Annotated in this window: 14 protein-coding genes and 1 tRNA gene; 4 read left to right on the forward strand and 11 right to left on the reverse strand. The window is 70.0% G+C overall.

The features are described 5' to 3' along the window. Nucleotides 1-6: 6 nt before the first annotated feature. On the reverse strand, nucleotides 7-792 hold the full coding sequence (locus Q9S36_RS03845; RefSeq protein ID WP_217530355.1) for an isoprenyl transferase: 786 nt from the start codon (nucleotides 790-792) through the stop codon (nucleotides 7-9). A 119-nt stretch (nucleotides 793-911) separates the two neighbouring features. Between Q9S36_RS03845 and Q9S36_RS03850 the strand changes: the two genes are divergently transcribed. Next, nucleotides 912-1,616, forward strand: coding sequence for a hemolysin III family protein (locus tag Q9S36_RS03850; RefSeq protein ID WP_253034047.1), 705 nt, complete (start codon nucleotides 912-914; stop codon nucleotides 1,614-1,616). Here the strand turns inward: Q9S36_RS03850 and Q9S36_RS03855 are convergent. After that, entirely contained in the window at nucleotides 1,588-1,875 is a 288-nt protein-coding gene (locus Q9S36_RS03855; protein WP_311283996.1) for a hypothetical protein, read from the reverse strand. The two genes, Q9S36_RS03850 and Q9S36_RS03855, sit on opposite strands and share 29 nt — an antisense overlap. Before the next feature lie 60 nt (nucleotides 1,876-1,935). Here Q9S36_RS03855 and Q9S36_RS03860 point away from each other — a divergent pair, with 60 nt between their 5' ends. Further along, nucleotides 1,936-2,340, forward strand: coding sequence for a DUF4307 domain-containing protein (locus Q9S36_RS03860; protein WP_253034005.1), 405 nt, complete (start codon nucleotides 1,936-1,938; stop codon nucleotides 2,338-2,340). 71 nt (nucleotides 2,341-2,411) lie between these two features. After that, nucleotides 2,412-2,891, forward strand: a complete 480-nt coding sequence (gene greA / locus Q9S36_RS03865; RefSeq protein WP_064001754.1) for a transcription elongation factor GreA — start codon at nucleotides 2,412-2,414, stop codon at nucleotides 2,889-2,891. Nucleotides 2,892-2,927: 36 nt separating this feature from the next. Here greA and ilvA read toward each other — a convergent pair whose 3' ends face one another. Genes ilvA through Q9S36_RS03880 form a run of 3 tightly spaced genes read right to left on the reverse strand, consistent with a single transcriptional unit; the run spans nucleotide 2,928 to nucleotide 5,963 of the window. Further along, nucleotides 2,928-4,175: a threonine ammonia-lyase gene (ilvA, locus tag Q9S36_RS03870; RefSeq protein ID WP_253034006.1), complete on the reverse strand. Its 1,248-nt coding sequence runs from the start codon at nucleotides 4,173-4,175 to the stop codon at nucleotides 2,928-2,930. Then, nucleotides 4,172-5,356 (reverse strand): AI-2E family transporter, encoded by a 1,185-nt coding sequence (locus Q9S36_RS03875; RefSeq protein ID WP_311283997.1) that lies wholly within the window; start codon nucleotides 5,354-5,356, stop codon nucleotides 4,172-4,174. The genes ilvA and Q9S36_RS03875 overlap by 4 nt, the downstream gene beginning before the upstream one ends. Nucleotides 5,357-5,396: 40 nt before the next feature. Then, a complete protein-coding gene (locus Q9S36_RS03880; protein WP_064001751.1) occupies nucleotides 5,397-5,963 on the reverse strand; it encodes a LemA family protein in 567 nt (188 codons plus the stop codon). 112 nt (nucleotides 5,964-6,075) lie between these two features. Here Q9S36_RS03880 and Q9S36_RS03885 point away from each other — a divergent pair, with 112 nt between their 5' ends. Next, entirely contained in the window at nucleotides 6,076-6,885 is an 810-nt protein-coding gene (locus Q9S36_RS03885) for a hypothetical protein (RefSeq protein WP_311283998.1), read from the forward strand. An 11-nt stretch (nucleotides 6,886-6,896) separates the two neighbouring features. Here the strand turns inward: Q9S36_RS03885 and Q9S36_RS03890 are convergent. The 6 genes from Q9S36_RS03890 to eno all read right to left on the reverse strand — a co-directional run bounded on the left by Q9S36_RS03890 (nucleotide 6,897) and on the right by eno (nucleotide 12,135). Continuing rightward, nucleotides 6,897-6,969: transfer RNA gene (locus tag Q9S36_RS03890), tRNA-Leu, on the reverse strand. Nucleotides 6,970-7,046: 77 nt separating this feature from the next. Beyond that, entirely contained in the window at nucleotides 7,047-8,441 is a 1,395-nt protein-coding gene (locus Q9S36_RS03895) for an FAD-dependent oxidoreductase (RefSeq protein WP_311284445.1), read from the reverse strand. 32 nt (nucleotides 8,442-8,473) lie between these two features. Then, nucleotides 8,474-9,757 carry a S8 family serine peptidase gene (locus tag Q9S36_RS03900; protein ID WP_311283999.1) on the reverse strand — a complete coding sequence of 428 codons (1,284 nt, stop codon included), beginning with the start codon at nucleotides 9,755-9,757 and terminating at the stop codon, nucleotides 8,474-8,476. After that, a complete protein-coding gene (locus tag Q9S36_RS03905) occupies nucleotides 9,754-10,224 on the reverse strand; it encodes a DUF501 domain-containing protein (protein WP_311284447.1) in 471 nt (156 codons plus the stop codon). The genes Q9S36_RS03900 and Q9S36_RS03905 overlap by 4 nt, the downstream gene beginning before the upstream one ends. Before the next feature lie 87 nt (nucleotides 10,225-10,311). Next, on the reverse strand, nucleotides 10,312-10,818 hold the full coding sequence (locus Q9S36_RS03910; protein ID WP_311284000.1) for a septum formation initiator family protein: 507 nt from the start codon (nucleotides 10,816-10,818) through the stop codon (nucleotides 10,312-10,314). A gap of 36 nt (nucleotides 10,819-10,854) precedes the next feature. Next, entirely contained in the window at nucleotides 10,855-12,135 is a 1,281-nt protein-coding gene (gene eno / locus Q9S36_RS03915; protein WP_311284001.1) for a phosphopyruvate hydratase, read from the reverse strand. Between the last annotated feature and the right edge of the window lie 71 nt (nucleotides 12,136-12,206).

The following is a 12,206-nucleotide window of genomic DNA, read 5'->3' on the forward strand; positions in this document are numbered from 1 at the left end:
CGCGTCTCAGCTGCCGAAGCGCCGATCGCGGTCGCCGAAGTCGCGGATCGCGCGCAGGAAGTCGACCTCGCGGAGGTCAGGTCCCAGGGCTTCGACGAAGTAGAACTCGCTGTGCGCCGACTGCCAGAGCAGGAAGTCGCTGAGCCGCTGCTCGCCGGAGGTCCGGATGACGAGATCGGGATCGGGCTGCCCGCCGGTGTAGAGGTGCTCGCCGATCTGTTCGGGCGTCAGGCTCTCAGCGAGCTCCTCGAGGGAGCCGCCCTTCTCCTGATGCTTCGAGATGATGCTGCGGACGGCATCCACGATCTCGCCGCGCCCGCCGTACCCGACGGCGAGGTTGACGTGCAGGCCGGTGTTCTCGCGGGTGCGCTCCTCCGCCGTCCGGAGACCGTCCGCCAGTACGGGCGGCAGCACCTCGGCGCGCCCGACGTGCTTGACCCGCCAGCCCGGCTCGTGCGAGAGCGTCTCGGCGAGGTCCGCGATGATCTCGATCAGATCGGTGAGCTCCTGCGAATCCCGCTTGACGAGGTTGTCGGTGGAGAGCAGGTACAGCGAGACGACCTGGATGCCGAGCTCGTCGCACCAGCGGAGGAACTCGTGCATCTTGGCGGCGCCCGCGCGATGGCCGTGCGAGACGGTGGTGTACCCGAGCTGACGCGCCCACCGACGGTTGCCGTCGATCATCATCGCGACGTGATGCGGCACGGTGCCCGCGTCGATCTCCCGACGCAGCCTCGAGCTGTACAGGCGGTACAGCAGACCCCGTCCTTGAGTCGAGGAGGCGCGGGTCACACGGCTACGCTACTCCGGCCCGCCGATCGCGGTGAGCAGGGGCGCGTATTCAGCCTCGCGCATGGCGGCGAGCGTAGGCTCGTCGCGTGACCCGACACGATGCCGACGGCGGCGCCGAGATGCCTCAGCTCCCCCTCCTCGAAGCGGGTGCGGTCGATGCCCGGGTGGAGGTCCGACCAACCTGGCGCGGCTGGATCCACGCCGGAACCTTCCCCGTCGCGATCGCCGCGGGCGTGGTCCTGATCGCGCTCGCACAGGGGGCTCCGGCGAAGTGGGCGGCGGCCGTGTTCATGGTCACGTCGCTTCTGCTGTTCGGCAATTCGGCGCTGTACCACCGGTTCGACTGGGGGCCGCGGACCAAGGTCGTCCTCAAGCGCATCGACCACGCGAACATCCTGCTGCTGATCGCGGGCACATACACGCCGATCGCGACGCTCGCCCTCGCCCCCGGGCAGGGCACGCTGCTGCTCGTCCTGGTGTGGTCGGGTGCCCTTCTCGGCATCCTCTTCCGGGTGTTCTGGATCCACGCGCCCCGCTGGCTCTACGTCGCCCTCTACCTGCTGCTCGGCTGGGCCGCCGTCATGTACCTCGGCGACCTGCTGCGGGCGAGCGTGGCGATGATGGTGCTCGTGATCGTCGGTGGCTTGCTCTACACCGGCGGCGCTGTCGTGTACGCGATGAAGCGCCCGAACCCGTGGCCGGGGCACTTCGGGTTCCACGAGATCTTCCACGTCTGCACGGTGCTCGCGTTCCTGTGCCACTGGAGCGCGTGCCTGTTGATCTCGCTGGAGCCCCTCAGCCCTTCGCTGGGTCTTCCGGGCTGACGTCGCCCGGCGCGGCGCCGGGGTCGTCCCCGGGGCCCTCGCCGCGTGCGGCCGCTTCCTCCGCGTCGAGCATCTCGTTGACGTCGGAGCGGTACTGCGCACGACGGATGCGGCGGAGCATGTCGATCGTGAGGAGCACGATGACCACGGCCACGATCGCGATCGCGATGAACCCGGCGACACCGGGGGTCACCGCCTCCGGCGGGGGCGTCGTCGGGGTGGGACTCGGCGAGACGGCGAGCCATCGCAGATCCGGCATGTGACCTCATTCCTCAGCCAGAGCGAATAGCCTGGAATCCCAGCCTAGAACGGATGCCGCATGACCCTGACCGACGTCGACCGAAAGCTGGCGGATCGGTACGGCCGCACGCGTTCCGCGGCGTCGCGTCGGTGGACCTGGGTGGTCATCGGGGTCATCGCTGTCGCCGCGACGGGGCTGCTGGGGTGGACGACCGTCTCGAACGCCGTCAACTCCGTCGACGCCGACACGACGGGCTTCACCCTCGTCGACGACCGCACCGTCGAGGTCCGTGTACAGGTGACCGTGAATCCCGGCACGGCGGTCGCCTGCTCGCTGGAGGCGCAGGACGCCGAGCACGGGATCGTCGGCTTCTCAGTCGTGGAGGTCCCGGCATCCGAGGATCACTCCCGTATCATCACGGAGCGGATCCCGACCACCGCGCGCCCCACCACGGGTTTTGTCCGCTCCTGCTGGATCATCTAAGCTGAAGGTTCTCGCGCCCCGGTGACTTGCCGGGGCGTTTGGCTTACCCATCGACCGCACCGGGAGATCACGTGTCCGAGACGTTCCTGACCCAGGAGGCCTACGACCGCCTCGCCGCCGAGCTCGAGGAGCTCTCGACGACGGGCCGCGAGGAGATCGCCAAGCGCATCGAGGCCGCCCGCGAAGAGGGCGACCTCAAGGAGAACGGCGGCTACCACGCGGCCAAGGACGAGCAGGGCAAGCAGGAGGCCCGCATCCGGACCCTCCAGCAGCTGCTGAAGGATGCCAAGGTCGGCGTCGCCCCCGAATCCGATGGCACCGTGCAGTCGGGCACCGTCGTCACCGCGATCGTCGCCGGCGGCGAAGAGGTGTTCCTGCTCGGCAACCGCGAGATCGGCGCGAACAGCGAGCTCGACGTCTACAGCGAGGCCTCCCCCCTGGGCGAGGCCATCATGGGCCTGCGCGAAGGCGAGAAGACGAGCTACACCGCTCCCAACGGGCGCGAGATCACGGTCGAGGTCGTCAAGGTCGAGACCTACTCGGGTCAGTGACGCGGGCGGGTCGATGACCCGGGTGCGCCGGCACGCTCAGTTCGGGACGACCGTCGGGGCGTAGCCGGCGTCCTGCAGGATCGCGAGTACCTGCGCGCGGTGCTCCTCGCCGCGCGTCTCGACGCTCAGCTGCAGGATGACCTCGCTGATCTGCAGTCCCTGTCCGTGGCGGGTGTGCAGGACCTCGATGACGTTCGCCCCGACCACCGACAGCAGCTCCGACACCCGCGCCAGCTGACCGGGACGGTCGGGCAGCGGGATCTGCAGCGTCATGTAGCGTCCGGATGCCGCGAGCCCGTGCGCGACGACGCGCTGCAGCAGCAGCGGGTCGATGTTGCCGCCCGAGAGGATCGCCGCCGTGGGACCCGACGCGGTCACCTTGCCGGTGAGGATCGCGGCGACACCCACGGCGCCGGCGGGCTCGACGACCTGCTTCGCGCGTTCGATGAGCACGAGGATCGCCCGCGCGATGTCGTCGTCGCTGACGGTGACGACCTCGTCGATGAGGTCGCGGATGATGTCGAACGGGATCGCGCCGGGCCGCTTGACGGCGATGCCGTCGGCGATGGTCGGCGAGGTGTGCTCGGCGTCGATCGGGCGCCCCGCGAGGAGCGAGCCGGGGTAGCCCGCGGAGTTCTCGGCCTGCACACCGATGATGCGGATCGCACGACCCTCCGCCGCGGCGCGGGCCTTCGCGGCCGCGGCGACTCCCGCCGCCAGTCCCCCGCCGCCGATGCCGACGACGATGGTCTCCAGGCCCGGGATCTCGTCCATGAGCTCGAGCCCGAGGGTGCCCTGGCCGATGATGATGTCGTGGTTGTCGTAGGGCGGGATGAAGACCGCACCGGTCCGCTCGGCGAACTCCTGCGCGAGGCGGAGCGGGGTCTCGACCGTCGCGCCCTCGAGGATGACGTCGGCGCCGTAGCCCCGCGTGGCGAGGAGCTTGGGGACGGGAACACCAAGCGGCATGAAGATCGTGGCCGGGATGCCGAGGGTCTGCGCACCGAGTGCGACACCCTGTGCGTGGTTGCCCGCTGAGGCCGCGACGACGCCGCGCGAGCGCTCCTCCGCCGTCAGGCGCGACAGCCGGTAGGTCGCCCCGCGGATCTTGAACGACCCGGTGCGCTGCAGGTTCTCGAGCTTGAGGTGCACGGGCGCGCCCAGCACGCCCGAGAGGAACTCCGAGTCCTCGACGGGCGTCCGCGAGACGACGCCCGCGAGTTCGGTCGCGGCGGTCTCGAACTCGGCCAGGGTCGGGGCGGCGATCTTCGCCTGATCGGTCACGCGGTCATCCTCCTGCGTCGCGGCACGGTACTCCAGATGAGGTCGTCGGGACCGGGGTCCACCGGTTGCTCCCACCCGCGCCGCGAGAGGTAGAGCCAGACGACGTTGACGAAGGCGGCCAGCGGCACCGCGAACACCGCGCCGGCGATCCCCGCGACCATCGCCCCGCCGGCGACGGCAAGCACGACCGCGAGCGGGTGCACCTTGACCGCCGAGCCCATGAGTAGCGGCTGCAGGACGTGGCCTTCCAGCTGCTGCACGCCGAGGACGATGACGAGCATCCACAGGGCGATCCAGGGTCCGTTGTAGACCAGGGCGAGGAACACGGCCAGGGCACCCGTAAGGACGGCGCCGACGAACGGCACGAAGGCGCCCAGGAAGACGAGTACGCCGATGGGGGCCGCGAGCGGCACGCCGAGCAGAGCCGCACCGAGCCCGATGCCGATGGCGTCGATCGTCGCGACCAGGAGCTGGGTCCGCGCGTAGTTGATGACCGTGCGCCATCCCGCGCGGCCGGCCCCGTCGACCGCGGCGCGGGCGCGCGTCGGGAACAGCCGTACCGTCCACCGCCAGATCCCGCCGCCGTCCGCGAGGATGCAGATGAGGATGAAGAGCGTCAGCAGGATGCCGGTGGCGACGTGGCCGAGGGTAGAGCCGATGGCGAGGGCCCCCGACCACAGCAGCTGGGCCTGCTCCTGAAGGATGCCGAAGGCCTGCCGCACGGCGTCGTCGATCTGCCCGCCGGTCAGGTGCAGCGGCCCCTCGATGAGGTAGTCGCGGAACTGCGCGATGCCCTGGACGGTGCGGTCGCGGACGGATGCGGCATCCCGCGTGATTTGCCAGATGGCGACCCAGAGGAGCCCGACCACGACGGCGATCGTCACCAGCAGGGTGAGGATCAGGGCGAGCCATCGCGGCAGTCGTCGCAGCAGGAGCGAGAACAGCGGCCACACGAGAGCCGTGAGGAGGATGGCCGCGAGGAGGGGGATGATCAGCAGCCGCAGCTGGATGACGATCCATACGAGCACCGCGATCGCCGCGGCGAGCACGAGGAATCGCCACGCGTAGGCGGTGGCGACCTTCAGTCCGCGCGGCACCGTCCCCGACACCTCGGTGGAGACCGTGCGTGAGCGCAGCGCGTCGAGGAACCCGTTCCGGTGCTTGTCGTCGGTGCCGCTCACTGGGCCATCCTAGGACGTGCGCCTCCGCGGGCGCGGCGGGTCAGAACTGGATCCGCGGCGGCTCGGCGATCGCCGCACCGTCGACCACCTCGAAGAACTCCCGCTCGCCGAATCCGAGCCGACGCGCGAAGAGGTTGTTCGGGAAGACCTTGATCTTGGTGTTGAGCTCGCGGACGCCGCCGTTGTAGAACCGGCGCGACGCCTGGATCTTGTCCTCGGTGTCGACCACGGCCTGCTGCAGCTGCAGGAAGTTCTGGCTCGCCTGGAGCTGCGGGTAGGCCTCGGCGACCGCGAACAGCGACTTCAGCGCCTGCTGCATGTGGCCTTCGGCGACGCCCGCATCGGCGGGGGTGGTCGCGGTCAGAGTCTCGGCACGCGCCTGAGTGACGTTCTCGAAGACCGCCTTCTCGTGCGCCGCGTAGCCCTTGACGGTCTCGATCAGGTTGGGCAGGAGGTCCGCGCGGCGCTTGAGCTGCACCGTGATGTCGCTCCACGCCTCATCGACCCGCACGTTCAGGGCGACGAGCGAGTTGTAGGTGGCCCAGAGGTAGACGCCGACGATGACGAGGAGGGCGACGACGACGAGGACCGGGATGAGGATTTCCATGAGTCTCCGATCGATAGCCTGATCATCCTAACGAGGCCGACCCGGTGGATGCGGGCGCCAGGCCGCACTTCCCAGGCGTTGCACACGGGGTGCGACTTGTAGTGTCGGTGGGGTGACGGGTCTGCGCACGCATCGGTACCTCCGACTCGCCCTCGTCGGCATCGTCGTGGCCCTGGCGGCATCCGTCCTCATCGAGCTGATACGCAGCGGCGGGCAGCCCCTCCCGTCCATCAGCGACTACTACTACTCCCCCGCGGGCGGCGTCTTCGTCGGCGCGCTGACCGCTGCCGGCGTCGCCCTGCTGGTCCTCTCTGGCCGCGACACGGAGTCCATGCTCCTCGACATCGCCGCCGTGTTCGCCCCGCTGATCGCCATCGTCCCCACCGGCTACCGCGGTGAGCCGTCCGTCCCGTCGGAGGTCCTGCCCGCCGTCCGAAACGGGGTCGGCGTGTACCTGACGATGGTGACGATCCTCGTCGCCCTGGGCATCGTCCTGGCGGCACGCGGGGACCTGGCCTGGCGACGGGTGGCGATCGTCGGGGGCACCGCGTCCGCGGTCGTCATCGCTCTCGCGACCCTCGCATTCGCCCCGGGCCCTGCGGCTGTGTTCCCGTTTCCCGGTGGGATCAACCTTCACCTGGTCGCGACGGTCTGCTTCTTCGCGATGTTCGCGGCGATACCCTGGGTGACGTCCTTCGGCGAGGATCCCCCTGCGGCGGGGTATCGCCGCGTCTACCTCGCGGTGTCCGTCGTCATCGCGGCGGCCCTCGTCACGACGGTCGGCGCGGCGATCACGAACCCGGACACGGTGGGCGTGCTGATCGGCGAAGCGGTCGCCCTGGGCGCGTTCGCCGTGTACTGGACCGCACAGACCATCGAACGATGGGGGGATGCCGATCCGCCCAGCATCCTGCCGCGCTGACCGGATGGCCGTGCCCCCGCTGGGACTCGAACCCAGACTGAAGCGATTTTAAGTCGCCTGCCTCTGCCATTGGGCTACGGGGGCCTCCGTCAGGGTATCCCGGAACACCAGAAGACCCCCGCCCCGGCGGAAGCCGGAACGGGGGTCTCACGGACGCGTGGTCAGCTCGCGGCGACCTTGCCGGTCTTCTCCGCGGCGACCGTCTTGGGGTCGATCGCGGGGGTCTCGGGGGCGGCCGGACGCGGACGCGCGGCGAACTCCTCGAAGACGTACCGGGGGTTCTGCAGCGTCTCCATCGAGACGTTGTCGCGGCCGAGCCAGAAGTTCTGCCACCAGTCGCCGACGACGCGGAACTTGCGCTCGAAGGTCGGCATGGCGAGCCCGTGGTAACCGCGGTGCGCGATCCAGGCGAAGAAGCCCTTGATGGCGATCTTGCCGGACTGGAAGACACCGTTGTAGAGACCCAGGCCCGCGACGGCGCCGAGGTTCTTGTGGAAGTACTCCTTCGGCTCCTCGCCGCGCAGGACGGCCACGATGTTCTTCGCGAGCAGCTTGCCCTGACGGACCGCGTGCTGGGCGTTGGGGACGCAGAAGCCGCCGACGCCGCCACCGGAGAGATCCGGCACGGCGGACACGTCACCGGCTGCCCACGCACCCTCCACGAACTCCTCGGGGGTGCCCACTCGCAGGTCCGCGCGGGTGCGGAGACGCCCGCGCTCCTCGACGGGCAGGTCGCTGCCGCGGACGACGGTGGGGTTGGCCATGACACCGGCGGTCCAGATGATCAGATCGGTCGGGATGACCTGACCGGTCGAGAGCTCGACGTTGCCGTCGACGGCACCCTTCACCTGGGTGTCGAGGTGGACGTTGGCGCCGCGCTTGGCGAGGTCCTTGAGGACCCACTCGCTCGTCTTGAGCGACACCTCGGGCATGATGCGCCCCATCGCCTCGATGAGGTGGAAGTGCGTCTCGTCGAACGAGATCGTCGGGTAGTCCTTCAGCAGCGCACTCGCGAAGGCGCGCGTCTCGGCGAACACCTCGATGCCGGCGAAGCCACCGCCGACGACGACGACGGTCAGCAGACGGTCGCGCTCCGGCCCGGGAGGCAGGTTCGCGGCCCGGTCGAAGTTCGTGAGGATGCGGTCGCGGATCGCCACGGCCTCTTCGATCGTCTTCAGGCCGATCGCGTTCTCGGCGATGCCGGGGATCGGGAAGGTGCGCGAGACGGCACCCGCGGTCACGACGATCTGGTCGTACTGCTCCTGCCACGGCTCGCCGACCTCGGGCGTGATCGTCGCCGTCTTGCTGGCGTGGTCGATGCCGGTGACCTTGGCGATGACGATGCGCGTGCGCTTCAGGTGGCGACGCAGACCGACCACGACGTGGCGGGCCTCGATGCCGCCCGCCGCGACCTCGGGGAGGAACGGCTGGTACGTCATGTACGGAAGCGGGTCGACGATCGTGACCTCGGCCTCACCCTTGCGGAGGTGCTTCTCGAGCTTCCACGCGGTGTAGAAACCGGCGTAGCCGCCTCCGACGACCAGGATCTTGGGCACAGTGGTAGTCACAGTCGGAAGAACTCCTTGATTCAACGGCTCGGCGGTCGCGGGGTGCGCGCCGATCGGATGCGCCGGGCAGCAGCGGTGACCCCGAGCACGATCAGTATAGTCCCCAGGCTGACCACGATCAGCGGCACCGTCCCGTAGCGCAGCGAATCGCTGCTGGGCAGGAGCGGCGATGCGGCCGAACTCGGCGGCTCAGCCTCGGGCAGCGGTGCCACCGTGTAGGGGGTCGGGGTCGGGCTCGTCTGCGGGGTCGATTCGGCTCGACGGTAGAGCCGGATCCACTCGCGGAGGTCGCCCATCGGGTTCGCCGAGACCTTCGCCACCGGAGCGGAGACCGCCTTGGCGGCGTTGATGAGGCCGTACCCGTAGAGCGGGTCGGGGACCTTCTTCGCGCGCTCGCTCGGCGTCGCGGTGGCGATGATCCGCTTGATCACGTTCGCGGCATCCAGGTCGGGGTGTGCGGACCGCACCAGGGCGGCGACTCCGGCGACGATGGGGGCCGCGCCGCTCGTGCCGTCCCAGATGACGAGGTCGCCGTTCGCGGAGACACCGAGCAGCTCCTCGCTCGGCGCGGAGATGCCGATGACGATGCCCTGCGTCGAGGCCGTCCGACTCGCGCGTCCCTCCCGGTCCACCCCGCCCACCGTCAGGACGCCCGGGATCGTCGCAGGGGCGCCGACCTCCTCGGTGCCGCTCTCGCGGTTGCCGGCGGCGACGACGACCACGACGTCGTGGTCGAATGCGTAGAGGAAGGCGTCGTCCCACGACCGGTCCCAATCGAGGGTGTTCGTCGTGAACGAGAGGTTGATGACGTCGGCGCCGTGATCGACCGCCCACCGGATCGCCTCGGCGACCTGGTCGACGAACGGGACGCTCGCCGAGCTGCCGAAGCCGATCGAGAGCGACAGCAGGTCGGCCTCCGGGGCCACCCCGATCATGCCCTTGTCGGCCGCCGTCCCCCGGCCCGCGGCGAGGGAGGCGACCCAGCTGCCGTGGTTCCGGTCGCTGTCGCCCACGGGCGTGCGGCCGTCGGCCTTCCCCACCCCGGAGAAGTCGGCTCCCCCGACGACGGCACCGTCGAGTTCCTTGGGGCCTTCGCCGATGCCCGTGTCGATGACGGCGATCGTCGTCCCGGCGCCCTTGGTCGTCTTCCAGGCGTCGGAGATCCCGTACTCCTTCAGCCAGTACTCCATGTTCCGCACCGGATCGACCGGCGGGGGCGTCGGCGACGGGGCGGGCGCGGCCGCCGTGAGCACCGCCGTGACGGCGACGACGGCGGCGGCGAGGAGGGCGCGGACTCCCCTCATCCGGCCACCCTCGGCGTCGCGCAGGTGCACCGCTCCGGCGACCACGAGCCGCGCGCGAGGGCGATGTCGCCGATCGGGTTCACTCCAGGACCGGCGGCGAGCGAGTGCGCGGCGAGGGCGTGCAGGCACTTCACGCGGGTCGGCATCCCGCCCGCGGACACGCCGGCGATCTCGGGGACGGCACCGTGCACCTCGCGGTCGGCGAGGTAGGCGTCGTGGGCGCGGGCGTAGGACGCCGCGAGGTCCTCGTCGGCGGCGAGGTCGTCGTTCAGCTCCCGCATCACCTGGGTCGCCTCGAGGGCCGACATGGCGGCCGTCGCCCCCGGATGGGTCAGGTAGTAGAACGTGGGGAACGGGGTGCCGTCGGGCAGCCGCGGTTCGGTGGCCACCACCGTCGGGTTGCCGCAGACGCATCGCGCCGCGATGCCGATCACGCCGCGCATGGGGCGCCCCAGCTGCTCACGCATGGTGTCGTGATCGGCGGCTGACGCGGGCGAGAGTGTCGGATGAGGCACCGGTCAAGGGTACCGGGCGACGCGCGTGAGAGCTGGGCGTCAGCCCGGGGCGACGGTCTTCGCGAGTCCCGCCTCGGTCACGGAGCGCAGGAACTGCGTCATCCAGTCGCGCTGCGTCTCCTGGACGTCGTCGCTGACGGGACGCTGCGCGGGCTCGATCAGGTCGGTGGGGAGGTCGTCCGCGACGAGGTACACAACTTCGCCGGGCCGCCGGTAATACAGCCGCTCGCGGGCCTGGGCGACGATGTAGGCCTCGTCGCGCCAGCGTTCGCGCTCGCTCGTCAGCTGGGTGATCTCGTCCTTCGTGGCCTGGACGTCGTGGGTGAGCGCCGCGATCTGCTGCCGCTGGTCGACGTAGGTGCCGATGGTCGGGACGAGGACGAACGCCGCGAGCACGACGAGCCCGAGCATGATCCCCATGAACCCCGACATCCGGATGCCGCCGACCCAGTCGCGGACGTCGACGCGTCGACCCGATCGGGGCGTGCGATCCGCGCCGCGCGGGGTCCGGGACGCACGGGAAGGGGGAGCCGATGGTCGGTCCACGGCTCCCCCTTCTCGTCGGTGTCTGTGCGGTGCGCGTCAGGCGGTGAAACGCGGGAACGCGGCGGCGCCGATGAACTCCGCAGCCTCGCCCAGGTCTTCCTCGATGCGCAGAAGCTGATTGTACTTCGCGACACGCTCGCTCCGAGCGGGCGCGCCCGACTTGATCTGACCCGAGTTGACCGCGACGGCGAGGTCGGCGATCGTCGTGTCCTCGGTCTCACCCGAGCGGTGCGAGAGCATCGTGGTGTAGCCGGCGCGGTGCGCGACGTCGATCGCGTCGAGCGTCTCGCTGAGCGTGCCGATCTGGTTCACCTTGACCAGGAGCGAGTTCGCCGCTCCGCGCTTGATGCCGTCGGCCAGGCGCTGCGGGTTGGTGACGAAGAGGTCGTCGCCGACGAGCTGCACCTTCTTGCCCAGGCGCTCGGTGAGGGCGGTCCAGTTCTCCCAGTCGTCCTCGGCGAGGGCGTCCTCGATCGTCACGATGGGGAACGAGTCGACCAGGTCGGCGTAGTAGTCGGTGAGCTGCTCGGCGGTCCAGTCCTTGTTCTCGAGGCGGTAGACGCCGTCGTTGAAGAACTCGGTCGCGGCCACGTCGAGGCCCAGGGCGATCTGGGAACCGGGGGCGAAGCCGGCCTTCTCGATCGCCTTGACGAGGAAGTCGAGCCCCTCGCGGTTGCTGGGGAGGTCGGGCGCGAACCCGCCCTCGTCACCCAGGCCCGTCGCGTAGCCGGCGGCCTGCAGCTCCTTCTTCAGGACCTGGTAGACCTCGGCGCCCCAGCGCAGCGACTCGGAGAAGCTCTCGGCGCCGATCGGGGCGAGGAAGAACTCCTGCATGTCGATGCCGTTGTCGGCGTGCTCGCCGCCGTTGATGACGTTGAACAGCGGAACGGGAAGGACGCGCGCGTTCGGACCGCCGAGGTAGCGGTACAGCGGCAGGTCGGCGCTGTCGGCGGCAGCCTTCGCGACGGCCAGCGAGACGCCGAGGATGGCGTTCGCACCGGTGCGCGACTTGTTCTCGGTGCCGTCGGTCTGGATCAGGACCTCGTCGATGAGGCGCTGCTCACTGGCCTCGAGGCCCTCGATGGCGGGGCCGAGCTCGTCGATGACGGCGTTCACGGCCTTGAGGACGCCCTTGCCGCCGTACCGGCTCTTGTCACCGTCACGGAGCTCGTACGCCTCGAAGGCGCCGGTGGATGCGCCGGAGGGGACGGCTGCGCGCTGGACGATGCCGTCGTCGAGCAGGACCTCCACCTCGACGGTCGGGTTGCCGCGCGAGTCCAGGATCTCGCGTGCGCCTACTGCCTCGATCAATGCCACGGGGGTTTCTCCTTGCTTGTGGAGGATGGAACGGGAGCGTCGTCGGTCCGCCCCCGAGTCTAGTGAGGCGC

The organism is Microbacterium sp. ARD31 (assembly GCF_031844425.1).